Raw genomic sequence first — 26,297 nt, 5'->3', positions numbered from 1 at the left:
CTACGTACGGACGGGATAAGCGCTGAAAGCATCTAAGCGTGAAGCCCCCCTCAAGATGAGATTTCCCAATTAGTAAGACCCCTTGAAGACGACGAGGTAGATAGGTTGGAGGTGGAAGTGCAGCAATGCATGGAGCTGACCAATACTAATCGGTCGAGGGCTTATCCAATAAATAAATCGCAGATTCGTTTCGGATTCAGTTTTCAGGTGATCAAGCCTGTAACGTTTGGTGGCGATAGCGGAAGGGTTCCACGCGTACCCATCCCGAACACGACCGTTAAGCCTTCCAGCGCCGATGGTACTTGGACCGAAGGGTCCTGGGAGAGTAGGACGCCGCCAAGCGGATAATATTCCCTGATAGCTCAGTTGGTAGAGCACTCGACTGTTAATCGAGTTGTCACAGGTTCGAGTCCTGTTCGGGGAGCCATGCTCTCATAGCTCAGCAGGTAGAGTGCTTCCATGGTAAGGAAGAGGTCACCGGTTCGAATCCGGTTGAGAGCTCCACAAATTTTTTAAGGCCCGTTGGTCAAGGGGTTAAGACACCTCCCTTTCACGGAGGTAACAGGGGTTCGAATCCCCTACGGGTCACCATTTATTTAATGCTTTTGGTTTATACATACGGAGGCTTAGCTCAGCTGGGAGAGCATCTGCCTTACAAGCAGAGGGTCGGGGGTTCGATCCCCTCAGCCTCCACCATAATCGTTATCCTATTGAATGGTTATGGTAGATATGTTACATTATAGGGGATTCGCCAAGTGGTAAGGCAACGGACTCTGACTCCGTCATCATAGGTTCGAATCCTATATCCCCTGCCAATTGCGAGCCATTAGCTCAGTTGGTAGAGCACCTGACTTTTAATCAGGGTGTCGAAGGTTCGAGTCCTTCATGGCTCACTTTGATTAAAAAGTACTCTGCGCGTGTGGCGGAATGGCAGACGCACCAGACTTAGGATCTGGCGTCGTAAGACGTGGGGGTTCAAGTCCCTTCACGCGCACCACTTAATATGCGGACGTGGCTCAGCGGTAGAGCATCGCCTTGCCAAGGCGAGGGTCGCGGGTTCGATTCCCGTCGTCCGCTCCATAATTTTGCGCCCTTAGCTCAGCTGGATAGAGCGTTTGACTACGAATCAAAAGGTCAGGAGTTCGAATCTCTTAGGGCGCGCCATTTTTTCGGGATGTAGCTCAGCTTGGTAGAGCACCTGGTTTGGGACCAGGGGGTCGCATGTTCAAATCGTGTCATCCCGATTTTCATCTTTGCGGGTGTAGTTCAATGGTAGAACTTTAGCCTTCCAAGCTAATAGCGTGGGTTCGATTCCCATCACCCGCTCCATAATTTTATATTGCTTCGGGATGTAGCTCAGCTTGGTAGAGCACCTGGTTTGGGACCAGGGGGTCGCATGTTCAAATCGTGTCATCCCGATATTTCAGCTTAGTCTGACAGAAACTTCTACTTCGGTAGGAGTTTTTTGTTTTATTTTTACTGAGATTATATTAAATAAATTATTTTAGTAAGGATTATACCTATGAGGCCTTCTATAGGCTCTTCTAAGCTACGTCTGCGTGTTAGACGCCAAAGTAGGCGGGTTAACGCTTTAACCCGAAAGAGGCGGTCCTAGAAGCTCTTAACCCCGATATAGCCGTAGTAAACTGTTAAATTTATTTTATCACCCGCATTCAATATCCCCAATTTCCATTCTTCCGCAATCCGTGTATAATGCAATCAATACCTACATGCCGTGTAAACCTTGCACATAAATACTCCAAAGGGCAGCCATTATAATGAAATAAAATACATAAATATTTTATGACTGTATAATGAATGAATTTGGTGTATAATCGTAATTACTGCAGCGCTTTACAGCGCAATAAGTTGGAGATTTCCGATAGGTATTACTGTAGGATATGAGGAAAGCTTCAAATAGACAATGTTAGGACATTGATCCGGAAGAGGATGGGGGGAGCAGCATGACCGAACTTACGACAGCTGTCAGCAAAAGCAATTCCAACAATCTGCTGCGGCGTGACGTACGGTTCCTGGGGAACATCTTGGGCGAAGTCTTGGTTCACCAAGGCGGTAACGAACTGCTGGAGGTCGTGGAGAAGATTCGCGAAACCAGTAAATCGCTGCGCTCATTATTTTTGCCTGAACTGCACAATGAATTTAAAGAGCTGATTGGCTCACTGGATCCTGAGAATCGGCACCAGGTAATACGGGCGTTTGCCATTTATTTTCAATTGGTAAACATCGCTGAGCAGAATCACCGAATTCGCCGTAAGCGGGACTATGAGCGTTCTGCAGGGGACACGGTACAGCCGGGATCAATCGAAAGTGCGATTCAGGAGCTCCGTGAACGTGATTTCTCCCAAGAGGATGTTCATGACATTATGAACAACCTGTCCTTGGAGCTGGTCATGACCGCTCACCCTACGGAAGCAATGCGGCGGGCCATTCTAGATATTCACAAGCGGATATCTGATGATGTAATGGGTCTCGATAATCCGACACTGACATTCCGTGAACGCGAACAGCTCCGCGAGAAGCTGCTGAATGAAGTTATTACTCTGTGGCAGACAGATGAATTGCGTGACCGCAAACCGACAGTACTTGATGAAGTTCGGAACGGGATGTATTACTTCCACGAGACGATTTTCCAGGTGCTGCCGGATGTATATCAGGAACTTGAGCGATGTTTAAGCAAATACTATCCCGGACAGAACTGGCATGTGCCGACATACCTGCGTTTTGGATCATGGATCGGCGGAGACCGTGACGGCAATCCGTCCGTAACGGCGGCGGTGACGCTACAGACGCTTCGTCTGCAGCGCAAGCTGGCTATCCGGGAATATCAGCGCATTATGCGTGAACTTATGCAGTATCTGAGCTTTAGTACAAGCATCGTCAGCGTTACAGAAGAACTGCTGGATTCGATTGAAGAAGACCGCAAGATCATTAAACTGAACCGGGTTGATGCCTGGCGCAATGACAATGAGCCTTACCGGATTAAGCTCAGCTATATGATCTCGAAGACACAGAACGTGCTGGACGATGAGAAAAAAGGAACGCCGGAGCGCTACGCGACCCCGCAGCAGTTCATAGATGACCTGAATGTGATTGACCGCAGTCTGCGGCATCACTATGCCGATTATGTGGCGGATACTTACATTAAGAAGCTCATCCGCCAGGTGGAGCTGTTTGGCTTCCACACTGCGGCACTCGACGTCCGCCAGCATAGCCAGGAGCACGAAAATGCAATGGCCGAAATTCTGGCTAAGATGAACATCACCCAGGATTACGCCAAAATGCCCGAAGACGAGAAGGTAAAGCTGCTTGAGTCTCTGCTCAACGATCCGCGGCCGCTAACTTCCCCGTACCAGTCTTACAGTGAAAGTACGGAGGAATGTCTTGCGGTATACCGCACGATCTATCTGGCGCAGGAGGAATACGGCAAGCAGTGTATCACCAGTTATCTGATCAGTATGGCGGAAGCGGCAAGCGACATTCTGGAAGTTATGGTATTCTCCAAAGAAGTGGGCCTGTTCCGCAAGGATAACGATGGAACTGTAGTCTGCACATTGCAGGCTGTGCCGCTCTTTGAGACCATTGATGACCTGCACAACGCGCCGCAGATTATGAAGCGGCTGCTCGGCATGCCGATCTATCGTGAAGCGGTGCGGGCAATGAACGACCTGCAGGAGATTATGCTGGGTTATTCCGACAGCAACAAAGACGGCGGTGTGGTTACTGCGAACTGGGAGCTGCGTGTTGCGCTGAAGCAGATCACGGCTACAGCGGATGAATTCGGCATCAAGCTGAAGTTCTTCCACGGGCGCGGAGGGGCGCTTGGACGCGGCGGCATGCCGCTGAACCGCAGTATTCTTGCCCAGCCGGCTTCCACAATCGGCGGCGGAATCAAGATTACGGAGCAGGGTGAAGTAATCTCTTCCCGTTATTCAATGCAGGGGATTGCTTACCGGAGTCTGGAGCAGGCTACATCAGCACTGGTGACGGCAGCCATTCACGCCAGAACGCCGCAGGCTGATCTGTACGAAGCCAAGTGGGATGAAATTGTAGCCCGTATCTCGGAAGTTTCCCTGACCAAATATCAGGACCTGATTTTCCGTGATCCGGACTTCCTGACCTTCTTCAAAGAATCAACACCTCTGCCTGAGGTGGGCGAGCTGAACATCGGTTCACGTCCATCCAAACGCAAGAACAGCGACCGCTTTGAGGATCTGCGTGCGATCCCGTGGGTATTTGCCTGGACGCAGAGCCGCTACCTGCTGCCGGCCTGGTATGCTGCCGGAACGGGGCTGCAGAGCTTCTATGAGGGCAAAGAAGAGAATCTGAAGATTATGCAGACTATGTATGCTAACTTCTCCTTCTTTACCACGCTGATTGATACGCTGCAGATGGCAATTGCCAAGGCAGACCTGGTTATTGCCGAGGAGTACGCCTCCATGGGCAAAAATGATGAAGCCCGCAAGCGGATCTTTGGCCAGATTGAAGCTGAATTCAAGCTGACCTCGGAGCTGATCCTCAAGATCACCGGCCAACATGACATTCTGGACAATGTTCCGGTTATTCAGGAATCAATCCGGCTGCGCAACCCGTATGTTGATCCGCTCAGCTACCTTCAGGTACAGCTGCTGTCCGAGCTAAGAGCACTGCGGGATGCCGAGGGTGACGACGCAGAGCTGCTGCGTGAAGTATTGCTTACTATTAACGGTATTGCTGCAGGGCTGCGGAATACGGGCTGATGCCCGGAGTTCGCTAGGCTTATAGCAGCATAACCTGTGCTCAGCCTTGAACTAACTGGAATATGAAAACTAAACGGAGATTTGCTGCACCTGATGCAGCAGATCTCCGTTTTTTGTCTTTATTCTGGCCTACTGCCTTATGGCGCGTGCCAGATAGAAGGGGAAGCAGGTCCACTAAATACAGCTTGTCTTACAGTTCAGCTCTGAGATGCATGGGATTAAGGGGGGAGCGTATAGCCGCTTCGGCCATTTTCCTCTTGTAACTGCAACCGGCAGAATCCTGGCAGCCGCTTAACCTCACGGCCAAGCGGCTGCCTGCCCTTGCCCCGCCCATTGTTACCTGAGGAATTCAGGCGGGGAACAGTGCATAAGCTACAGGTGATGGAGAAGGTGCGGAGAAGAATTTTGGAACTGGAGGAGCGTTAGCGTCCGCCTTTATTGTCAGATTTCTACTGTGGATAAAACCTATAATAAAGAAATCTGACAATAACAGCGGCCGGAAGTCCAAACATTCTTTGGAGTGCCGCCGTAATCACCGCAATTTGCTGCAAGCTGGTCCTGACCGCTTTCCATAAGGTAACAATACAATCCTTGATTTTTGACCAAACTTGATTTACGATTTATATGCTTGTACCGTGGACATTCAGATGAGATGAAAGACCAGGGGCGGCAAGTCTGGGGGAGTTAACAGGTGGAGAATTTGGAAGGCAGATTGACAAAGCTCGCCTTGAAGGGCGACCAAAGAGCATTTGCCGAGCTTGTGGAACTATATAAAGACAAAATATATCATTTGGCTTACCGGATGCTGAACAACCGTCATGAGGCGGAGGATATTGTTCAGGAGACTTTTTTGCGTGTATACCGGAATTTGGACCGTTATGATGACAAACAGAAGTTCTCAACCTGGATTTACAGGATTGGTACGAACCTCTGTATCGACAGGCTGCGCAAGCGCAAGCCTACCTATTCGCTGGATGCGGAGATGAACGATCAGGAAGGCATTGACGGCTATTCAATGATTCCGAGTGACAATGTCACCCCGGAGACGGAACTGCTGCTCTCAGAGACGCAGAGGGTGATCTACGAGGCCATTGACAGTCTGCCCGTGAAATACCGGTCTGTAATGATACTGCGTTATCTGCAGGATCTGTCGCTTCAGGAGATCAGTGATGTGCTGGATATGCCGGTAACGACGATCAAGACCCGGGTACACCGCGGACGTGAATTTTTACGTAAAAAATTAGGCCCGAAAATGTAAAAATAGATGTTTTTTTATGAAACGTCTGACTGGCAGTGCCGTATGTAAGTTAAGCAAGTCTTATGTACTGTCCCTTTGCCTTGAAATAATTAAATAGCACTCATGAAAGGATTGGCTCCTATGGAATGCAAACTGGCCGTCTCTTTGATGCATGATTACCTGGATGACGACTTGCCCGAGCTGCAGCAGAGGGAATTGAAGGAGCATCTTCTATCCTGTCCGGATTGCCGTGCAAAGTTCAAAGAATTGGAACAAACTGATATGCTGATGTTCTCCCTGATGCACCAGAATGCGGTGGCCTCAGACGATTTGGTAAGCCGTATAATGGATTCGCTGCCGAAGCCGAAGAAGGAAAGAGCTTTCATTACCTGGATCAAAAGACATCCGGCCCTTACGGCGGCGTCCGTATTTCTGCTGGTGATGCTGATGAGCTCGGTTACTTTCTGGAATCAGGACCAGCAGCTTGTCGTCAGAGGCAGTGACCTCGACCAGGTTGTGATCCAGGGCGATACTGTCATTGTACCGTCCGGCAAGACAATATCCGGCAACCTCACGGTGGAGAACGGCAAAACTCAGGTGTACGGGGAAGTCAACGGCAACGTAACAGTGATCGACGGTACTCTTTACAAAGCATCTACAGCCCATATCTCCGGGCAAGTCAAAAGCATAGACCAAGCGGTAAGCTGGCTCTGGTATAAAGTGACGAACATGTTCTCTGAAGTTGCCTACCGTTAACCCGCATGGCCTTTATGCAGAAATAGTATTTGCGCCTCTTTTTCCGGAAAGATGGCGCTTTTTTGTTGCCTGGAAAGAGTGTGAAACTTGCAACCTGGGCGTGAACGTTATAACCTAGATATGAAACAGATCTTACAGACAATTTACATAAACCCAGCTAATATGAAATGACGGGGGTTTTGGGCAATGAGCTATTTTACCGACTTAACATGGAAAGAATCCATTAAAGATATAATTGATGTTCTGATCGTCAGCTACATTATCTACAAGGTTCTCAATATGGTGCGCGGCACACGGGCAGTCCAGCTGCTTAAGGGGATTCTTGTGCTGGTTATTATCTGGGCGCTGAGTACGGTTCTGGATCTTTACACGCTGAAATGGCTGATGAACCAGATCTATACGTTCGGGGTATTTGCGATCTTTATTATTTTTCAGCCTGAGCTGCGCAGGGGGCTGGAGCAGCTTGGACGGGGCAAGTTTTTTGGCCGGGCATCGGAGAATGATGAGGAGATCAGCCGGCTGGTCGGTGAAGTGATTAAAGCCGTGAACTACCTGTCCAAGCGTAAGATCGGGGCACTTATCGTTTTTGAGCGGGCGACCGGGCTGAATGAATACACGGAATCGGGCATTCCAATGCGTTCCGTGGTAAGCTCGGAGCTGCTGATTAATATTTTTATTCCCAATACTCCGCTGCATGACGGTGCACTGATTATGCAGGACGGACAGATTGCCGCGGCTGCCTGTTATCTTCCTCTCTCAGAGAATCCGTTCATCAGCAAAGAGCTGGGGACACGCCACCGTGCGGCGATCGGGATCAGTGAGGTTGCGGACTCGGTATCTGTTGTGGTCTCTGAGGAGACGGGACAAATATCGCTGGCCATTAACGGGCAGATTGTGCGTGACATTAAGGAAGAGTCGCTGATCTCGAAGCTTCATCAGGAGCTGAGCGCATCTTCGACGCTGAAGGAGAAGAGCTCTGCTTTCTGGAAACGGAGAGGGGGCAAAAACAATGGATAAGTGGATGAAGAATAACAACTTCAACAAGATTCTTGCACTTGTCTTCGGTATTATCCTGTGGACGATTGTACATGTGGATACCGAGCCTACGAACCAGACTACAGTTAACACACAGACGAAGATTATTGAAAATGTTAAAATAGAGCAGACCGGCCTTGATGAAGAAAAGTATGTATACAGCTTCGATGCCGAGAGTGTGCGGCTTGAAGTATCGGGCAAAAATTCCGATCTCAACTTCAAGTTTTCCGACGATTATAAGGTAACGCTCGATTTAAGCGATGTAGAACCGGGGGATACAACGCTTCCGTTAAATTATACCCTACCCAAGGGCGTGAAGTTTGAATCAATGGAACCGTCTGAAGTGAATGTGCATGTTGAACTGCGCAACACGAGGACGTTCCCGGTTACCCTGATTACAAGCGGTGCTCCGGCAGAAGGGTATAAGCTCGGCACGGCTGTTATTAACCCTGCTGATGTTGAAGTTACCCTGCCGGCCAGCGAGCTGAGTAAAGTAACCACTGTTCAGGGGACGATTGAGCTGGACGGGGAGAATGAGACTTTTACGGAAAAAAGAATGCGGCTGGCCGCCTACGACAGCAGCGGAAATGAGATTAGCGGTGCTGTTATTGAGCCCGCTACAGTTGCTGTTGAGCTGCCGATTACGCTACCGTACAAAACGCTACCGCTGGATGTGAGCTTCACAGGGCAGCTGCCGGGTTCACTGGTGCTGTCCAGAGTAACTCCTGAAATGGATACAGTTACGGTATACGGCAGCGAGGAAGCGCTGGCAGGGTTATCCTCCTACGATGCTGTTCTTGATCTGAGCACGGTTCAGTCTGCAGGAACACAGCAGGTGAAGCTGGAGCTTGCTCCGCCTGAAGGAATAGCAAAGGTTGAACCTGCGGAGATGAATGTCACTGTTTCTGCAGCTGAAATTGCTGAACGGACGATGGATAATATCCCGATCAAGCTTGAAGGTGTGGCCAGCGGGCTAACAGCCGTGGTTACAGACCCGGCCGCCAAAGCGATTTCTCTGACGCTGGCGGGCGCTCCTACACTGCTGGATCAGCTTGATCAGGATAATATCAGTGTTGTTGCCGATGTCGGCGGTCTGTCAGCAGGGGTGCATCAAGTCTCACTTCAGATCTCGATGCCTAGGTTCATTTCAATGGTCAATTCCTCACAGCCGAATGTAGTCACCATTGATTTGCAGCCGCCTGCAACACCTGAGGTAACTGTAAGTCCTGATACCGGTATTGCGCCGACCCCTGAGCCGAGCTCGGAAGCTGTTTCCGGCGGGGAAACGAGTGTGGAGCCGACCCATAGCCCAGAGCCATCCGGCACTACCACTCCGGAGCCTGCGGAGGATGTGCCGGAGAGCAGCAGTACTCCTTCGGGAAGCGGGAATACGACGAATACCGGGGGCAATGGCGGTACGTAACTTTTTGTGCGGGAAAGCGTCTATGTGTAGAGCCCTTTAGTTACAAGAATCAGAATTCATTCATACAATAATTCATTAAGCTATGTAAGATGGACTTAGAAATGGGGCTTTACACGTCACTTCTTGAGTTCACATTGTACATGTAGCGTATTAAAAGGAGAAAAGAGATGGGTAAGTATTTTGGTACAGATGGTGTGCGCGGAGTCGCTAACCAGGAATTAACAGCAGAAATGGCCTATAGCATTGGCCGCTGCGGCGGATATGTACTGGCTGGAAACGTAGAAAAACCAAAAGTGGTTATCGGCATGGATACACGGATCTCCGGACCGCTGCTGGAATCGGCACTTGTAGCCGGGCTGTTGTCCATCGGGGCAGAAGTAATCCGTATTGGAGTCGTTAGCACTCCAGCTGTAGCATATATAACCAGATTGCTCAAAGCGGATGCCGGTGTAATGATCTCCGCCTCCCACAATCCGGTTGAAGACAACGGAATTAAGTTTTTCGGCGGAGACGGCTTTAAGCTGACCGACGAGACTGAACTGCGCATTGAAGAGCTGATGGATGCCGAGAAGGATGAGCTTCCGCGTCCGGTAGGTGCAGGTCTTGGCAAGCTAACCGTAGACAACGATGCTAAGTATCTTTATCTGGAATACCTGAAGACAACGATTTCCAACCGTTTTGACGGCATTAAGGTTGTACTGGACTGCGCGCATGGTGCAGCTTATGAGCTGGCTCCGCGTCTGTTCAGAGAGCTGGGTGCCGAAGTAATCGCAATCGGAGCCGAGCCGGACGGCCTTAACATCAACGACGGATATGGCTCAACACATCCGGAGAAGCTGCGGGAAGAAGTGCTTCGTCACGGTGCTGATCTGGGACTTGCTTTTGACGGTGATGCAGACCGCCTGATTGCCATTGACGAAACAGGTGAAGAGGTGGACGGCGATTTCATTCTCTGCATTTGCGGAGATGCAATGAACCGCTCCGGCAAGCTCAAGGATGCAACCGTTGTTTCGACTGTCATGAGTAACATCGGCTTCTACAAGGCAACCGAAAAATTAGCGCTGAATACAGCCAAAACGGCTGTAGGCGACCGTTATGTGATGGAAGAAATGCGCCGCGGCGGCTATAATCTGGGCGGGGAACAGTCCGGCCATGTTATTTTCCTGGATTACAACACAACGGGTGACGGCATCCTGACTGCAATCCAGCTCGTCGATACCATGAAGGCTGATGGTAAGAAGCTGAGTGTACTGAAGGCGATGATGACCAAATATCCTCAGGTGCTTGTTAATGTGCGGGTGCAGGATAAGACGAATTATCCGAACAATCCGGCGATTGAGGCAGCGATTAAAGAGGTGGAAGGCAAGCTTGGTGATAACGGCCGAGTGCTTGTCCGTCCTTCGGGGACAGAACCGCTGATCCGTGTAATGGCTGAAGGCCCGGATAAGGCAGAGCTGGATCTTTTTGTAGGCCAGATTGTTGAAGTTGTAGAGCGCGAACTGGTTTAATATAGTGTATTACAGATGGCTGACAGAGCCGGAGAATGGAGATTTATGCTTCAAATGCCGGCTTTGTGGCTGATTTGAAATTTTTTTCAACAAATTCCAACCGTTTCAATCATTATTTCATTGCCAAAAGTGATGTAAGGTGCATATAATGATGAAGTGTCATTCGAGAAGGAAAGCGGGGATAGTGAGGTAACAGCAATAACAAGCGCCAGAGCTTGATCTTGCGCGGGGGAGAAGGGACAGCTTGAGTTTAGGCTGGAACGGATCACGGCAGATGTAAGCTGACGAGGTGGAGGTGTTCGAAATGTTCGGCGGGGACCTCCCGGTGATGCACCAGAGCCGTAAATGGAAGCGGAAAATGTCAGGGCGACCTTTCACACAACGCTTTTATGGGTGTACGAGGAATTAAACCATTCATGGGTATGCGCTTATGGAAGATACGAAAGTCCTGCTGCGGCAGAGAAGAAGACTGTGCATGTCATGAATATCCTTTTCACAGGTGACAGACAATACAACAGAATAAGGCTTTTTCTCTACACATGCCGCACGGCACGTTTCTTTCCTTATGCCGCCCACATAACAATCATTGGACGGAGGAATTTATAATGTGTGGTATTGTAGGATATATTGGTAATCAGAATTCTCAGGGGATCCTGGTAGAGGGACTTAAGAAGCTGGAGTACCGTGGTTATGATTCAGCAGGTATTGCTGTTTTCACGAAGGAAGGCTTGCAGGTAGTTAAGGCAAAAGGCCGTATGGCTAACCTGGAGTCCAGACTTGAAACTACTCCGCTGACCGGTAGTGCCGGCATTGGACACACCCGCTGGGCGACTCACGGTAAACCATCCGACGAGAACTCCCACCCGCACACAGATAACAGCCAGAAATTCTCGGTTGTGCACAACGGGATCGTCGAAAACTACCTGGAACTCAAAGAAGAGCTGATTGCCGGCGGATGCCACTTCACTTCCGAGACGGATACAGAGGTTATTTCCCACCTGATCGCCCGTGAATATGAAGGAGATATCGTTAAGGCTGTTCAAAAGGCAATCACCCACATGCGCGGTGCGTTTGCCCTGGGCGTTCTGACTGAACATGAGCCGGATAAACTGGTAGCTGTTCGTCAGGCGAGCCCGCTGATTATCGGTCTTGGCGAAGGAGAAAACTTTATCGGGTCAGACATTCCGGCATTGCTGGAATACACCCGTAACGTATATATTTTGAACGACGGCGAAATGGCTGTACTGACAAGAGATGCTGTCGAACTGATGACGATTGAAGGCAACTTTATTTCTCGGGAAATGATTACTGTCGATTGGGATGCTGTTACCGCAGAAAAAGGCGGATACGAGCACTTCATGCTGAAAGAAATCCACGAGCAGCCTAAGGCTTACCGTGACACTATGCGCGGACGCATTAATGCTGAAGGCACTAAAGTAATTCTGCCAGAGCTCAACCTGACTCCTGAGCAGATTAAGAACATCCGTAACATCCAGATCGTTGCCTGCGGTACTGCATACAACGCCGGTCTGGTTGGACGTAACCTGATCGAGTCCCTGGTTCGTATTCCGGTTGAGAACGATATTGCTTCCGAATACCGTTACCGTGCACCTATCGTTACACCAGAAACACTGGTTATCGTAGTCAGCCAATCCGGTGAAACGGCTGATACCCTGGCTGCCCTGCGTGAAGGTCAGGCTAACGGTGCGCACGTTCTGGCTATCACTAACGTTGTAGGCAGCTCGATTGCCCGCGAAGCTAACGATGTACTGGTTACTCTTGCTGGTCCGGAAATCGCGGTAGCATCGACCAAGGCTTACACTTCGCAGATCATTGCGTTCACACTGCTCGGCCTGTATATGGCTGAAGTACGCGGAACTCAAACGGATGCACAGGTTGCTGAAATCCTGGCAGCTATGAACACTCTCCCTGAGCAGGTAGAAGAAATCCTGGCTCAGAAGGATGCCATCAAAACTTATGCAGAGCAGATCTCCAGCCACAAGCACCTGTTCTTCATCGGCCGCGGCGTAGACTATGCTGTAGCTCAAGAAGGCTCGCTGAAGCTGAAAGAAATCTCTTACATTCACTCTGAAGCCTATGCTGCAGGTGAGCTGAAGCACGGTACACTGGCACTGATCGAAGATGGCGTTCCGGTAATTGCCCTGGCAACACAGGAATCCGTACTCGAAAAGACTGTCAGCAACATCAAAGAAGTAAAAGCCCGCGGCGCAGACGTGCTGGCGATTACTCATCAGGAGCACGTAACAGACCTGCTGAAATCCGTTGACCAGGCCTTCGTTATTCCGAAGACCCTGCCGCTGCTGACTTCCGCACTGTCTGTAGTCGTAACTCAATTGCTGGCTTACTATGCTTCGCTGGCCCTGGGTCATGATGTTGATAAGCCACGGAATTTGGCGAAGAGTGTAACTGTGGAGTAGGAAGTTTAGAAATTCAATATCGGTGTTTCCGAAAAATAAAGTTGGAAACTAGAAAATAAAGTTGGCAACTAACAATTAAAGTTGGAAACCAATAAATAAAGTTGGAAACTGAACTGAAACAGCCTGCCGGTTTAACTGGCAGGCTGTTTTTTGTGCTGAAAGAAAATAGAGTGTTATAATTGTAAAATGCTTATTTCAGTCCCTATGGAAGAACGTAATTTTATACCATGATCTATGGTACTGCCTGTGGCACCTATAATACAAAGACAAGAAGCTGCAATCACGCAGCTTCTTGTCTTTGTTAATATTATTAAAAACATTTTATATCCGTTCTTATGTCGTAAATTAAGTTACTTCACTAATCGATTAGCCATAATAACAGCCTGCTCAATCGTCGTATTCTGTTTTGGAGCAAATGTAGTTTCACTCAGACCCTTCACAATATTCGCGGCAGACATTGCGCTCACAGCATCCTTAGCCCAACTAGAAATTTGAGCATGGTCGGAGAAATTCTTAGCACTGCCTTTTTGTAAGGATTTCCCTGCCTTATCTACAGTACGTTTTAACATTGTTGCTACTTCTTCACGTGTAATATTAGCTTGTGGAGAGAAAGTCGTTTTTGAAGTACCCTTAACAATACCTAATTCATATGCTTTCAGTATTTCAGGATTGTTAGTATCCTCGAAAGTATTCTTACTTGATGAAGGTGCTGACTTTTGAACTAATTTCTCATATAGTTTAACAGCTATTTCACTGAACTTCTCACGTGTTATTGCCTTGTTATAACTTAAATCTTCAACTGGAAGTGTAAGTCCAGATGTTCTAGCTGAACGTAAATCAACGAGTGCCCAGTCGGAGGCGTCCTTGAATATTTTGCCTTCATGTACCTTATCTGCTGGTTTAGGTGATAACCCGTTTCCATTCATTATTTTCTTGGGCAAGAGTGATCCATTTTCACTTTCTTCGATTGTGAAAACATCACCATTCGTTCTTACTACATATACTTGGAAAATAGTTGAGACATCATCCATTAGTTTTCTGTAGCCAGATCCATTGTTGCCCCAAAGACTATCATCAGATTTAATATAATAACCACCATCACGCCACAAAAGACTTTGGCTATCGTTAAGATCATAATATAAGGGGTTGTAAAGAGCCTTCACATCTCGATCAATAAAATTATGCTCATAATCATAAAGAGTTCCATCATTTAATAAATATAAGTTTATTGTGAAATATTTGATATCATTACTTACTTTTCTATTATCACGATAAAGTGTACCATTTTCTAATAACATAATATTACTTGAAGGTACATAATTTACTAAATTTTTATTTGCTAATGTATTGGAGTCGGTCTGCCCCGGAAATCCAAGGTAGGTATTGCCCGATTTATCAATGAAGAATCCTTTTTCTCCAGTTTCATTTCCTGATGAACCTCTATGTATACCGTTTCCATATAATGTCTCAACATAGTAGTAAGATGGATCGATGTAATCAATATTGTCAGCGATCTTGATTAATGTATTAGGATTTGCTTGATAGGTAAATGGGAATAACATTTCTATGGATGTCGTTATTAGAATATCCTTTTTATAACTGGTGTCAGTATCTGATATTACATTTAAGTTTTCTATACTTAAGTTTTTGTTTACATATGGAATATCACTAGGAGAACCCATTATATACAACTCACCATCATTAGTAAGGATAGTCGTTAAGTTCGCAGTATAAATCGAATCACGATCTTGAGCAAGGCTATATTGACTTTTGTAATTATTTCTAATCTCCATGATTTCCCGCGATTTATAGAAGGGAACGCTGATTTGTGATATTGACTTTACATTGCTCATAACTTTAGAAAAGCTGTTTTCGCTAAAATTGTTATCTTTAGACAAGAATAAATCTCCGTTTTCATAAAGTAAAAAATTCGCAGGGGTATAAGTTTTCAAACCGTCGACCCAGTATGCTGTCCCCGAATATGGTATATTTCTTTCAGTACGTGGTTCGCTCCATAACCAACTCGATTCTATTGGTTGAAGTTCACTTTGTAAAGTTGCACTCCAATAATGCGTTTGCATATCTTTTAGTGGAACTTGAAGAGTTTCAGCTGATGATCGGACTGGGAAAAGTATGAAAATACACAATGACAGCAAAGGTAAAACATTGATTAGTTTTTTGCTCATAATATACCTCTTTTCTGTTTGGTCAATTAGACTTAATTATAATGGGAAAACCTAATTAAAGATATAGTTTATGACAGTGAGTGATGTACCAAGAACCGTAATCACAAATAGTGGTGAAGCGGAGAGTAGAGTTAATTGTGTGTTCAAATAGTGTAATGATATGGGACAATAGAACTTAATTGCAGATTGAAATAAGACCGGAAGCTAATTATGCTGCATCCGGTCTTATAATTATTAGCCCTGCAAACTTATGTAATAGTCTTTTAGCTTTCTAAAAGATGTTCCTGAAGGGATTATTTTATACTCTTAGATTTCGCTCTTCAAAAACTTGTTTGGCAACAAAGACGGAATTAAGAACTCTTTGGTAACCGCTATAGGCAACACAGTTCAGAATGATTCCAATGACTTAATTCAATAGGTAGCTTATGCTTTAATATTATGTCCACATGCTCCACAAAAATAGTATTTAGCGGTGTCATGATCCATGGTGTTTCCTCATTTTGAAAGCTGACGAATCCTCAATTCATATACGTTGGTAAATCATCGGCTCCTGACTAATACTTTATTTTCAAAGAACTTAACCAGCGACAAAGCAGAATACATTGCTGATAATTATGGTCAGCCCTATGAACTGTATGTACATGGTTCGCATGAAGCAGCGTACGAAATGTTGATCAAATTGAACGGGAAACAGAACTAAAGCAGAAAGATTGATGAAAAATGTTTATATAGCGGAAATATGGGCATTATATACAAAGAACGAATCCATAACTTTAATACGCTTGAGTGTAATCCTGTTCTGACCAATGTTGAGCATTAAATATATGAAGGTCGAGTACATAGCAATATCCCACAAGGGACAGCTATGCACTCGACCTTTTTTTGTTATTTCGATGGAGCATTAGACGAGGAGGAAGGCATGTCAAGGTATCGCAAGATTACAGAAGCAACTATATCAAAGTTGCTTAAAGAAGGTCGCGGAAAAGGACATGGTAAAGATTATAAACCATGGTTAACGGTAAGAGATGTACCGTCAAAGGGTCTTTCAACGCGGGAAAAAGGATGGACAACGGGGAGGGTGCATCATTTCCTATCCAATTTAGAGCTAGAGTATTTCTATACACTCGATTGGAATCCACATGTCTCTGACATTAGAGAGCAATATCCATTGCCGATTAAAGAAACACTTGATATCGCTAACCGTTTAGGAATAAAGCACCCATTTGTTAATCAATACAACGAAAATGCAGTAATGACAACGGACTTCCTAATTGATTCACTCCTCAACGGTTCACCAATTTTACTGGCTCGGTCTATAAAAACGGAGTCTGATCTTCTGTCCAAACGTACATTGGAAAAGATTATGATCGAACAGCTTTATTGGCAGGAGCAGGGAATAGAATTCAAGGTAGTAACAGAGAAGCAGATTCAAAAGAACTTGGCTTGGAATGTAGGATTTATTCATTCAGCAAGAACATGGAGAGAGCCGCTGGTATCAATGAAAGTGCTTTGGATGATTGAGAAGCGTTTATTTAATATGCTTCAGAAACCACATTATTCATTTGCTCGTGTAGCACTGGATAGCGATCAAGCGTTAGGGTTGGAGGGCGGTATCTCTCTATGGGTAATTAAGCATTTAATCGCAAACCGTATTTGGGAAGTGGATATGAGTAAGAAGATAGATCCTGGGCACCCAATAAAGGTTAGACGAAGGGATGGATTCAAGTGCTAAGTGTAAATGCTGTACTGGAATGGTTGGACGACCAATTACAAATAAAAATGCTTGAACGGATACTATGGCAAGATCCTGATAATGACAGACTTATTGTAATCGATTTGAATAAGAAAGGCGCCTTACCAATGGAAAGAGCAATATCGCAAGTGAATAAGGCAATTTCGGATGGTCTAGCCATTAAACGTACAATTGACCCTTACGCAAAATTAATATTGGAATCACAACTCAGCGAAAATAACAGGAAAATACGTGATCGTTGGTGGGGAATTATCCAATCATTAGTTAATGATGTTCCAGATATCTATAATCCTCGGCTAAGGGGAGCGATGGTTGCTGATACGTTAAGCAAGACAGGAGTAAGTAAAAAATATATATACCAATCGCTCTCACGTTACTGGCAAGGCGGAAGTAAAAATGCGTTATTACCGCACTACTATAATTGTGGGAATCTGGGACAAGAAAAACCGGTAACCGAGAGTGGATTGAAACGAGGTCGGAAGAGCAGATTGGGAAAACTAGATCCGGATATGCAAGGTGTTAATATCAGCGAGGAAATGAAGCAACTATTTCGAGTAGGTGTTCGGCTTTACTACAACACGAAAGAAAAATACCCTCTGAGGCATTGCTTCAAGATGATCAAAGAAAAACATATGAATTTAGGATATGCAGTGAAGAATGGGGTTAATGTACCTATTCTTCCACCTAGTCATGAGTTGCCTACGTTTGGCGCTTTCAAATATTGGTTCGAAAAAGAACTGAGTTTAAAAGAGACTGTCCAAGCCAGAGTTGGGCAACGGAAATATCATTTGCAGCATCGCGCTATATTAGGAACTTCAAGTCACATGTCGTTTGGACCTGGTTCCGTATATCAAATTGATGCTACGATTGCGGATGTTTATTTAGTAAATAGTATGGACCGTACTCAAATCATTGGAAGACCCATCATTTATCATGTAAAGGATGCATTTAGCCGGAGAATGGTTGGTCTATATGTGGGGCTGGAAGGACCGAGTTGGAACGGAGCCAAGATGGCATTAGCTAATGCTTTTACAGATAAGGTGTCATATTGTGCCGAGTTTGGAATCCAAATTACTGAGGATGAGTGGGACTGCCCTTATTTACCGGAAGCATTGCTTGCAGATAGAGGGGAGCTAATCGGTTTTAACTCTGACAATCTAATCGAGTTCTTAGATATTCGCTTATCTAATACGCCGCCTTATCGATGTGATTGGAAGGGAATTGTCGAACAAAGTTTTCGTATTGCAAATTTGAAATCGATTCATTGGTTACCAGGAGCAGTTAAAGAACGTACGCTTGAAAGAGGCGATAGGGACTACCGGCTTGATGCAACTTTGGATATATATCAGTTCACACAAATTATGATACACACTACATTAAATTATAATAAATCGCACTGGATGCAGTGGTGCAACCGCGATGAGTTCATGATTCATGATCATGTGAATCCGATCCCTGATCAGCTGTGGAACTGGGGAATTCAGAACCGAAGCGGGCATTTAAGAGAACAGCCATCAAACATTATTAAATTAGCTTTGATGGAACGAAATCATGCGACGGTAACCCCTTTTGGGATTCGATACAAAAATCGTCATTACTCTTGTCAGAAGGCTATAGACGAACAGTGGTTTGAAAGAGCCAGAAACAAAGGCTCATGGAAAGTCGAATTCGCATACGACAGTCGAAATGTTGTTGATACAATCAATCTGCTTTCGAGGGACGGTAAGTCATATGAGATCTGCACGTTGCTTGAGCGGGATCGAAAATACTTGGGTAAGCGAATAGAAGAAGTTCTTGATATTGAAGAACAGGAGAAGCTTAATCAGGACCTGTATCAAACAACTACTGGTCAAAGTGATGCTGAGCTCAGAGCACTAAGGGAAAGCATTGTAAATGATGCGAAACAACAAACGGAAGCAGCCAATGCACGTGTCTCTGCAAGTAATGCACAAAGGACCAAAGGGATTCGCGCTAATCGCGAAGTGAGCAAAGAGAGCGAACGGAGAAAAGAAGCCTGGAATCTTGCTGACATGAAACCATACGAAGAGCCATCAACTGCCTCCAAAGTGCAGGAGGGCAATAAGCAGAGTAAACAAAGCACCTACCTCAACATGTTGAAGAAGCAAAATCAAGGGGGGAACTAATGAACATACAAGAACAAAGCGCGGTATATAAACGAAGTACCGACCCAATGTATCAGTACAATCCTTATATCGAAGCATTACCAGAGCCTAGAAACATCGAGGACGTAGCAAACCTGATTCGTAGGCATCCGGTATATTCCGAGCAGGAAAGAGAGATGAATGCATTGGAGCGAACAGAAGCTGTTCAGCGCATCTCGAATTTCATGGAGCCGATGCCCATTCATCTTGAATTGGAGCAGAGGTTTTCGAGAATGATTCGTAATGGTTATTTTGCGCGAAATCCGTTGCAAGCACAGTGGCTGAAGCAATTTCGTTCTGCATTCCCGGAAGCAGATCCTCGAAATTTTGAATCGGCACAACCGATGGTCCGTTCAACGGCTGCTGGATTCGCAATTATCGGGACAAGCGGTATGGGGAAATCAACGGCAGTAGAGTATATTTTATCGCTGTATCCGCAAGTGATAAGCCATACAGAGTATCAGGGACAAATGTTCTTGCAGAAACAAGTCGTATGGCTAAAGCTGGAGTGCCCGCATGACGGATCAATTAAAGGACTGTGCAAGGAATTTTTCTTAGCGATCGATAAATTGCTGGGAACTGAATTTTTTAAGAAGTTCTATAAAAGTCGTTCAACAACAGATGATTTATTACCGCATATGGCTTTATTAGCTGCACGATTGGGTTTGGGCGCGCTAGTGATTGACGAAATTCAACGACTGAGTGAAGCAAGGAGTGGTGGAGCAGCTCTGATGCTTAATTTCTTCGTTCAGCTAATTAACACGATTGGTGTCCCGGTTGTGCTAGTTGGTACGTTCAAAGCGATGAAATTATTAAGCAGTGAATTCTCACAGGCTCGGCGCAGTGCGGGACAAGGTGACTTTATATGGACGAATTATCAGAAGGGCGAACTATGGGATTACTTTATTGATAGCTTATGGAAATATCAATGGACACAAGAGCGAGTGTCCTTAACCCAATCCATTAGGGATACGCTATATGATCAGTCACAAGGTATCCCCGATATTGTGATTAAGCTCTACCAGATTGTTCAATGGCATGTAATCGGTCAGGAAGAACGGTTTACAGTTGAAACAATAAAACAAGTTGCTAAAGAATCTTTGCGTTTGGTACAGCCCATATTGGATGCTCTGCGGGCTAATGATACGGAAAAATTAAGTGCAATTCCTGATATCTATGCACCTATTCATGACATCTCAGAATTCATGAATCAAGCAATGGAACGTATTGAACTTGAAGGCGCATTGAACACCATTCGAAATCAACAGCAAGCCTCAAGTAAAAATGAAGACTCTCCATTAATTGAAGTTGCGAATTGGTTGCGGGAAGCAGGTTTTGATACTCAGCATTCTATTGAATGTGCTGAGATGGCAATTAATCGAAGTGTCGATGAGACAGATATCGCGGCTATTAAAAAGTCAGCATTCGCCTTTGCATTAAATATCGTAACGCCAAATGCATCTGATTCACCACAAGAAGTTACTAAAAAGCCACGTACTAAAAATAAACGACTGTCAGTTGATGCAGCTAAGTTCCCAGGTGACTTGAGAGGGGGGCTGGCTAGAGCAGCAAGTGACGGATTGAACCCGATTGAAGAGCTTGGCAAAACGGGGCTGTTTGAAACGGATTTTGACTTCGATTATGAGGAGGAACATAATTGACACTAGCGTTTTTTCCCGCACCGTATGATGATGAGCTGCTCTATAGTGTGGCAGCTCGTTATCATGAGTGGAGTACACATGAAGCAGATAAGCATACAGTACGAGACTTATTAGGGAGACAGTCACTGTCTGCTGTATTTGATTTGCCTGGTAATTTACGAGAAATCTCCAGAAATATAAACAGTGAGCATCTCCCTGTGAACAGATTGGTTAGTCATCACTCCATGTTTCCTGTATACAGACCGTTTCTGACTCCGGAACGAATTGCTCAATTGGAGCAGGCGATGGAATCCGGTTCAGGTGGAATATTGCATACCCTAACGGGTGCCATGGCAAGTAGTGTCCCCATGATAAAAACACAACGTTATTGCTCAGCCTGCGTAATAGAGGATACCAGAAGCTACGGAGAAGCTTATTGGCACCGTTCGCATCAGTTGCATGGAGTAGATTGTTGCCATATTCATTGTATCGCTCTGCGAGAAGCAGGCATCATACGCAGCAATAAACATATATTCTTCGACATTAGTAGGGATTTCGAAGGAAATCCCAACAATGAATTGAAAGTCTGGCGTCATTCGATGACGATTGCCTCTGAGATAAATTGGTTATTAACCAAAGAACCAGTACCGTTTTCATCAGGAGAGATAAGAAAGCACTATCTAATGTTACTTCAAAAGAAGGGTTATGCTTTTTATAATGAGCGAATCAAGATGGGTGATCTGAAGAAAGATTTCCAAGCATATTACGACAAAGACTATTTGCAGTATCTAGGATGCTCCCTTATAGGGGAGAGTCATTGGCTGGCAAGACTTTTAAGAAAAGAACGAACAAGTATGCATCCTATAAAGCACATCTTGCTTACTCATTTTCTTGGCGTTAACTTAGCCGATCTGTTCACCCGTTCCAAAGAAACACCGCCGTTTGGATCTGGTCCTTGGATGTGCTTAAATAGTGCGGCAAATCATTATCGACAACGTGTCGTGACCTCATGTTCGATAACTCGTGACTACGATACGCGAGGAGTCCCTGTAGGAACCTTCAGCTGTGACTGCGGTTTCGTATACTCGCGTCGAGGACCGGATACCCTAGAGAGTGATTGTTATAAAATTGGGAGAATTAAGAGCTTTGGACGTATATGGGAAGAACGGTTAATTGGTTTAATCGACAAAGAAAAACGTTCTTACAGGGCGGCAGCTCATATTATGAAAGTCGATCCGGTTACAGCTAAACGTCAATATCTACGTATACTGGATGGGAGTACAAATGAAAAAAAGACGAAGTACCAATCAACTGTGGTTGAGCGTGAGGATCGTAGAAGGCGCTGGGAAAGCTATGGCATCTCACATCCAGAGATGAATCGAAAAGAAATACGAAAGGCGTTACCAGCAGATTTCTCATGGTTATACAGGAACGATAAAGACTGGCTCTCCGTACACTCGCCGATATTATCGCTTCGCAGAAAGTGGGATGATAACCGAGTGGATTGGAAAGAAAGAGACAAGGAAATAGCACATCAAGCCATGAGTGTCGTTCACGCCGAACTAAGTAGCGTACACAAGCCGAAACGTCTCAGTCTTAGTTATATTGGGAAACAAATTCAACAGTTAGCGCTGCTGCAGCAGCATCTTGATAAACTACCGAAGACAGCCGAGGTAATTCGACAACACGCAGAATCCATTGATGATTTCCAAGTGAGACGGGTACAGTATGCTGTAAATCAAATGCATGAAGCACGCGAAGTCGTGCTCAGGTGGAAGATCATTCGTGCAGCAGGGCTAAAGCCAGGCTACTCTGATGTGGTAAACGAAGCAATTGAGCATTGTCTAGCTGAGAGTATATCTTTATGAAGAACCGCCGAGAATATTCGGCGGTTCTTTGAATTAATTAACGATTACAGTCAAGTTTAATTGGAGAAGAGAACTGGCTAATTCAGATAACAAGAAGACATCGGAAGAGTCTTCATCTAGTGCGTCATCTTATATTATTGCAGTTTCTCAATTCTAATTTAAAGGATATTTTCTTTCAGAAAGAATCGTACAAAGTATTTGGCGTTGGTCCATGGATGTGTATGAATTCAGCGGCGGAACATTATTAAACAAAGATTATAAAAAAGTAACGTTGACAGCGTGTGATAAAACAAAGGAGCCACTCGGAACATTTGCATGTTTATGTGGCTTTATTTATACACGTAGAGCTGGAGATAATTCAGATATAATATCAAGACTGAAGCAATTCGGCAAGATCTGGAAAGAAGAATGTATACGATTAGCCAAGGCAGGGATGGGATTACTTGAGATGGGAAGGCAGCTACATGCAAATGCAGTTAAGAAGTGCTTACTTGAAAGCGGGGAAGGGACTGAGGAAAAAGTGAAGTTTATCCAAGACTGAGATTCGAAAAATGAATCCTGCTTTATATGCACGTTTGTATCGGGCTGATCGTTTTTGGCTTGAAAAAGAGTCGTCAAAGCCAAAAGATAAAACCAAAACAACCGCCAGAGTCAATTGGCATGAAAGGGAACGGGAAATTATTGAGATTGCTCAAGAATCTGTTGTATATATAAAATCTCCAAGAAAAACCAAAACAAATTTGTGAAAGTACAATTGGGTATGCGATAAGGCGAAAAGCAATATTGGAACAGCTTCTTGATAAATTGCCATTTATAAAAGCATATTTGGAGCAGTATGCGGAGAAACAAATGGGCGATTCAAGAATTGGAGCAGAAAGGTAAGGAAGTTGGAAAGTGGGAGGTATTACATAAGGCATGAATTCGAACAGAGTCTATTGAATCATACATTCCAATAATTTACGAGTCGAAGGGTTTAGCTTGACTAAGTTATTGCCATGCGATAATATTAGTTTGAATATTGGTCCATAATTAACTTTATTTGTTTGGTTATTTAAAACATATGGAAATTTAAGGTGGTATTTGATGAGTGTCAAACAATCAAAAAAACGATATGCGGTTAGAGTGGATCATGACTTTCTTGAAGTTTGTTTTTTAAATGAGAATCTCACTAAAAAGTCATATCGAGTTCTACTTTACTTATTAACAAAGGCGGATACAAAACAGTTTGTTGAAGTTAGTCAAAAGGAGATTGCTAATACTTTGGCTATGGACAAAGCTTCAATTTCGTTAGCAATTAAGAATCTAAGTAACGAAGGAATTATTAATAGTTTTCCGTATAGCTCACAGTTTATGTTTGTCGATATGGGTGATGAGGAAGATGAGTTTATGTAACAATAAATCACAAATTTACAGGCGGAGGAAACTTAATGGGTAAAGTGAAAGATAACAAAAAGAAGCTTAAAAAAATTATGATTCAACTAAAGAAGCTTGATTCGGATTTTGTTGATCGGAAAATTGCCTTTCAAAGTGACCTGAAAATAATATTGGCAAAGAAGGACAAAAAGAAAAAGTTATTTGGATTGAGCCGTTTAAATGATGAACTCAATGGATATTATATTCGAATTTATCAAACTCTCATTTCATTGAGGGGCTTACATACTGAGTACACTAAGATAAAAGATTTGAGGGATTTAGGCAAGTTGTTTGATGATCATGAAGGTGTATCTCAATTAAATGATTTACTGGATACTTTAAAAGATTCTCGTAATAAATCTGCTCATCCCGACCCATACTTTATAAATGAAACATTACAGAATTGTGAAGCGGATATTCATAATGCAATAAAAGCATCCAGTGTTAAATTAAAGTTATTGAATATCGTAGATTCTTTTTCGCTCAGCCAAGAAGAAAAAGAGCAAGAAAAATTTATTGAACGAAGATTCACTAAAATGGAACTCAAACAAGATAACCAAAGTAAAAGTGAGGAAGAAATTGTCTGATTATAGAAAATGGAAAGAGGGTAATTATGAAGGTATATACGTTTCAACACTATAAGGTCCTAGAAATATTAGCAAATGACGGGATATATTATCCTGACTTCGGGGTTAAGTCGAAGAGCACGTACGGTTTCATGAGAAGAGTCTATCCAATAATAAAGAATCTGTATGAAAATAGAAATAATGTACAATGTAATGGCTTAGTGTTTACATTTAGCTTACTTGGAGGACTAGCAGTCAAAAACTTTGAGATGGTTTACGATTTTTTTTGTGATAATCCGTTAGTCTCTTGTGGATATCATTTTTGGAATCCAGACTACCTTGTAATTGAGATGGATATTCCTGATAGCATCAACACAGTAAGTATTGGCGTGAATGATTTTGTGAAATTAGCAATGTATACAGCCAATGATGTAAATGGAATGTCTGAGTGGGAATTTTACAATGGAATTTCTTTTGAGGAAGAAATAAGAACTATCGCTAATAAGTTGGAAAATAATCAGCTACATGACCGAACGCACGTTCAATCACACATTAATTATATTTCTGTCGATGATATTATGAATATATATCCATCATTTAACTATGAGGATGGGAAGTTGTATGATTTTGAAACGTTTAATCAACATAACCCATTAATAGATCAAATCATGATTATTAAGGGGATTAAATAGAAAATAAAAAGACATTTAGTGATTCTCTTGAATCCTTAAACCAAAATCTCTACTATGTGGACCACAATTTAAGATTGCACTCTCCACTTAAAGTTTGCACACGAGCCGAGGAAATTCAGGTATGCACTCCTGATTATCCTCGGCTTCTGCTCACTTATTTATCTCACGCTATAGCCCTTCTCAAATATCCCTCGGTTCATTTTCTGCACCAATTCCAGCGCTTCCCCGATGATTTCCCCTGCTCTCACGTTAAACTTATTTTCTATTTTTGCTCCGTTTTGCTTCGGATTTCTTCTTTTTTCGTGTGTTTTTTCAGGTTTTAATTCAACTTTTGGTGGTTTAGTGTGATGAAGGATGGGTTAGAATGTGACGAGAAGTCTTGTGGGAGTATGGGAGCAAACTTATTTGCATGGGGACAGGTTTACGGTGACATTAAAGGTGTAACCCAATAAGTAAAGATGGAAATTGATCTGAAACAGCCTGCCGATATAACTGACAGGCTGTTTTCTGTTATGAATTCTTTCCCCAATGCAAAAATTGGAATGCTAACCGAGTGGTTTGGAAAGAACAAGACAGAGGATTGGCGAATTAATACAGTTGGGGTAATTCGACAACACGGAGAATCCATTGATGATTTCCAAGTGAGATGGGTGAAGTATACTGTAAATCAAATGTATGAAGCACGCGAAGTCGTGCTCAGGTGGAAGATCGTTCGCGCAGCAGGGCTAAAGCTAGGCTACTCTGATGTGGTAAATGAAGCAATTGAGCATTGACTAGCTGAGAGTATGTCCTTATGAATAACCGCCGGAAATTCTCGGCGGTTCTTTAAATTAAGCAATGATAGCTGTGGAACCGCATGATTC

The 26,297-nt window shown here is 44.3% G+C and carries 19 protein-coding genes, 12 tRNA genes and 2 rRNA genes (1 of these 33 running past the window's edge); 32 read left to right on the top strand and 1 reads right to left on the bottom strand.

What is annotated here, in order from left to right:
• The 21 genes from AC4G46_RS28870 to glmS form a co-directional block, all read left to right on the top strand.
• Positions 1-169, top strand: a 23S ribosomal RNA gene (locus tag AC4G46_RS28870) (it extends 2,757 nt beyond the left edge of the window).
• A 56-nt stretch (positions 170-225) separates the two neighbouring features.
• Positions 226-342, top strand: a 5S ribosomal RNA gene (rrf, locus tag AC4G46_RS28865).
• A gap of 9 nt (positions 343-351) precedes the next feature.
• A tRNA-Asn gene (locus AC4G46_RS28860) sits at positions 352-427 on the top strand.
• 1 nt (position 428) lies between these two features.
• Positions 429-504 (top strand) — tRNA-Thr (locus tag AC4G46_RS28855).
• Positions 505-516: 12 nt separating this feature from the next.
• A tRNA-Glu gene (locus AC4G46_RS28850) sits at positions 517-591 on the top strand.
• A gap of 29 nt (positions 592-620) precedes the next feature.
• A tRNA-Val gene (locus tag AC4G46_RS28845) sits at positions 621-696 on the top strand.
• Between the two features lie 45 nt (positions 697-741).
• Positions 742-815 (top strand) — tRNA-Gln (locus tag AC4G46_RS28840).
• Between the two features lie 5 nt (positions 816-820).
• Positions 821-893 (top strand) — tRNA-Lys (locus AC4G46_RS28835).
• A 20-nt stretch (positions 894-913) separates the two neighbouring features.
• Positions 914-997: transfer RNA gene (locus AC4G46_RS28830), tRNA-Leu, on the top strand.
• Positions 998-1,005: 8 nt separating this feature from the next.
• Positions 1,006-1,080 (top strand) — tRNA-Gly (locus AC4G46_RS28825).
• A 7-nt stretch (positions 1,081-1,087) separates the two neighbouring features.
• A tRNA-Arg gene (locus AC4G46_RS28820) sits at positions 1,088-1,164 on the top strand.
• A 6-nt stretch (positions 1,165-1,170) separates the two neighbouring features.
• Positions 1,171-1,244 (top strand) — tRNA-Pro (locus AC4G46_RS28815).
• A gap of 11 nt (positions 1,245-1,255) precedes the next feature.
• Positions 1,256-1,329: transfer RNA gene (locus tag AC4G46_RS28810), tRNA-Gly, on the top strand.
• A gap of 16 nt (positions 1,330-1,345) precedes the next feature.
• Positions 1,346-1,419 (top strand) — tRNA-Pro (locus AC4G46_RS28805).
• A gap of 545 nt (positions 1,420-1,964) precedes the next feature.
• Positions 1,965-4,757, top strand: coding sequence for a phosphoenolpyruvate carboxylase (gene ppc / locus AC4G46_RS28800; protein ID WP_491125694.1), 2,793 nt, complete (start codon positions 1,965-1,967; stop codon positions 4,755-4,757).
• Between the two features lie 691 nt (positions 4,758-5,448).
• Positions 5,449-6,015, top strand: coding sequence for an RNA polymerase sigma factor SigW (gene sigW, locus AC4G46_RS28795; protein WP_221803499.1), 567 nt, complete (start codon positions 5,449-5,451; stop codon positions 6,013-6,015).
• Positions 6,016-6,135: 120 nt separating this feature from the next.
• The gene (locus AC4G46_RS28790) at positions 6,136-6,750 is read left to right on the top strand and encodes a zf-HC2 domain-containing protein (protein ID WP_221803498.1); all 615 of its coding nucleotides are present in this window, start codon (positions 6,136-6,138) and stop codon (positions 6,748-6,750) included.
• Positions 6,751-6,936: 186 nt separating this feature from the next.
• A complete protein-coding gene (cdaA, locus tag AC4G46_RS28785; RefSeq protein ID WP_221803497.1) occupies positions 6,937-7,767 on the top strand; it encodes a diadenylate cyclase CdaA in 831 nt (276 codons plus the stop codon).
• Positions 7,760-9,208, top strand: a complete 1,449-nt coding sequence (locus AC4G46_RS28780) for a CdaR family protein (protein WP_491125693.1) — start codon at positions 7,760-7,762, stop codon at positions 9,206-9,208. Before cdaA ends, AC4G46_RS28780 begins: the two co-directional genes overlap by 8 nt.
• A 167-nt stretch (positions 9,209-9,375) precedes the next feature.
• Complete coding sequence (gene glmM, locus AC4G46_RS28775; protein WP_491125692.1) at positions 9,376-10,716, top strand: phosphoglucosamine mutase; 1,341 nt, start codon at positions 9,376-9,378, stop codon at positions 10,714-10,716.
• A gap of 605 nt (positions 10,717-11,321) precedes the next feature.
• Positions 11,322-13,154, top strand: a complete 1,833-nt coding sequence (gene glmS / locus AC4G46_RS28770) for a glutamine--fructose-6-phosphate transaminase (isomerizing) (RefSeq protein ID WP_491125691.1) — start codon at positions 11,322-11,324, stop codon at positions 13,152-13,154.
• Between the two features lie 350 nt (positions 13,155-13,504).
• Here the strand turns inward: glmS and AC4G46_RS28765 are convergent, their stop codons facing one another.
• Entirely contained in the window at positions 13,505-15,340 is a 1,836-nt protein-coding gene (locus AC4G46_RS28765; protein ID WP_491125690.1) for an S-layer homology domain-containing protein, read from the bottom strand.
• 919 nt (positions 15,341-16,259) lie between these two features.
• Between AC4G46_RS28765 and AC4G46_RS28760 the strand changes: the two genes are divergently transcribed.
• The 11 genes from AC4G46_RS28760 (at position 16,260) to AC4G46_RS28710 (ending at position 26,207) form a co-directional block, all read left to right on the top strand.
• Positions 16,260-17,072, top strand: a complete 813-nt coding sequence (locus tag AC4G46_RS28760) for a TnsA endonuclease N-terminal domain-containing protein (protein ID WP_491125689.1) — start codon at positions 16,260-16,262, stop codon at positions 17,070-17,072.
• Positions 17,066-19,237 carry a TnsB C-terminal domain-containing protein gene (locus AC4G46_RS28755; RefSeq protein ID WP_491125688.1) on the top strand — a complete coding sequence of 724 codons (2,172 nt, stop codon included), beginning with the start codon at positions 17,066-17,068 and terminating at the stop codon, positions 19,235-19,237. Before AC4G46_RS28760 ends, AC4G46_RS28755 begins: the two co-directional genes overlap by 7 nt.
• The gene (locus AC4G46_RS28750) at positions 19,237-20,916 is read left to right on the top strand and encodes an ATP-binding protein (protein WP_491125687.1); all 1,680 of its coding nucleotides are present in this window, start codon (positions 19,237-19,239) and stop codon (positions 20,914-20,916) included. Before AC4G46_RS28755 ends, AC4G46_RS28750 begins: the two co-directional genes overlap by 1 nt.
• A complete protein-coding gene (locus tag AC4G46_RS28745; protein WP_491125686.1) occupies positions 20,913-22,763 on the top strand; it encodes a TnsD family transposase in 1,851 nt (616 codons plus the stop codon). The genes AC4G46_RS28750 and AC4G46_RS28745 overlap by 4 nt, the downstream gene beginning before the upstream one ends.
• A gap of 119 nt (positions 22,764-22,882) precedes the next feature.
• A complete protein-coding gene (locus AC4G46_RS28740; protein ID WP_491125685.1) occupies positions 22,883-23,011 on the top strand; it encodes a TnsD family Tn7-like transposition protein in 129 nt (42 codons plus the stop codon).
• Positions 22,975-23,304, top strand: coding sequence for a TnsD family Tn7-like transposition protein (locus AC4G46_RS28735; RefSeq protein WP_491125684.1), 330 nt, complete (start codon positions 22,975-22,977; stop codon positions 23,302-23,304). Before AC4G46_RS28740 ends, AC4G46_RS28735 begins: the two co-directional genes overlap by 37 nt.
• Positions 23,305-23,314: 10 nt before the next feature.
• Entirely contained in the window at positions 23,315-23,509 is a 195-nt protein-coding gene (locus tag AC4G46_RS28730) for a TnsD family Tn7-like transposition protein (RefSeq protein WP_491125683.1), read from the top strand.
• 337 nt (positions 23,510-23,846) lie between these two features.
• Positions 23,847-24,155 (top strand): hypothetical protein, encoded by a 309-nt coding sequence (locus tag AC4G46_RS28725; protein WP_491125682.1) that lies wholly within the window; start codon positions 23,847-23,849, stop codon positions 24,153-24,155.
• 35 nt (positions 24,156-24,190) lie between these two features.
• Positions 24,191-24,763, top strand: coding sequence for a hypothetical protein (locus tag AC4G46_RS28720; RefSeq protein ID WP_491125681.1), 573 nt, complete (start codon positions 24,191-24,193; stop codon positions 24,761-24,763).
• A gap of 131 nt (positions 24,764-24,894) precedes the next feature.
• Entirely contained in the window at positions 24,895-25,434 is a 540-nt protein-coding gene (locus AC4G46_RS28715) for a hypothetical protein (protein ID WP_491125680.1), read from the top strand.
• 458 nt (positions 25,435-25,892) lie between these two features.
• On the top strand, positions 25,893-26,207 hold the full coding sequence (locus tag AC4G46_RS28710; RefSeq protein WP_491125679.1) for a hypothetical protein: 315 nt from the start codon (positions 25,893-25,895) through the stop codon (positions 26,205-26,207).
• The last annotated feature ends 90 nt before the right edge of the window (positions 26,208-26,297 follow it).

Source organism: Paenibacillus sp. fava2, assembly GCF_058313675.1.
The sequence above is the reverse complement of the archived record's forward strand: the minus strand, read 5'-3'. Positions and strand labels throughout refer to the sequence as shown.